The organism is Nostoc sp. 2RC (assembly GCF_014222165.1).
In the GTDB taxonomy this organism is placed as follows: domain Bacteria; phylum Cyanobacteriota; class Cyanobacteriia; order Cyanobacteriales; family Nostocaceae; genus Nostoc; species Nostoc linckia.
The window spans coordinates 1-409 of sequence record NZ_JACKZU010000807.1; the positions used below are offsets into that span (position 1 = coordinate 1).

Annotated in this window: 2 rRNA genes; both read right to left on the reverse strand. The window is 46.2% G+C overall.

The features are described from left to right. Nucleotides 1-105 (reverse strand): 5S ribosomal RNA (gene rrf, locus GNE10_RS35075); the annotation flags it as partial. 70 nt (nt 106-175) lie between these two features. Beyond that, nucleotides 176-409: ribosomal RNA gene (locus GNE10_RS35080) — 23S ribosomal RNA — on the reverse strand; the annotation flags it as partial.

Sequence of the window (409 nt, forward strand, 5' to 3'; positions counted from 1 at the left end):
GTCCTACTCTAGCGAAACGTCAGTCCGACTACCATTGGCGCTAAGGAGCTTAACTTCTGTGTTCGGCATGGGAACAGGTGTGACCTCCTTGCCATTGTCACCAGACAAATGAATGATTATACATTCAAAACTAGATAGTAAGTAAGTTTTGCGTCGCAAAACGCTTTTAAAAAATTTGATTAAGTCTTCGATCGATTAGTATTCGTCAGCTCCACGTGTCACCACGCTTCCACCTCGAACCTATTAACCTCGTCATCTTCGAGGGATCTTATAACCGAAGTTGGGAAATCTCATCTTGAGGGGGGCTTCATGCTTAGATGCTTTCAGCACTTATCCCGTCCATACATAGCTACCCAGCTATGCCGTTGGCACGACAACTGGTACACCAGAGGTATGTCCATCCCGGTCC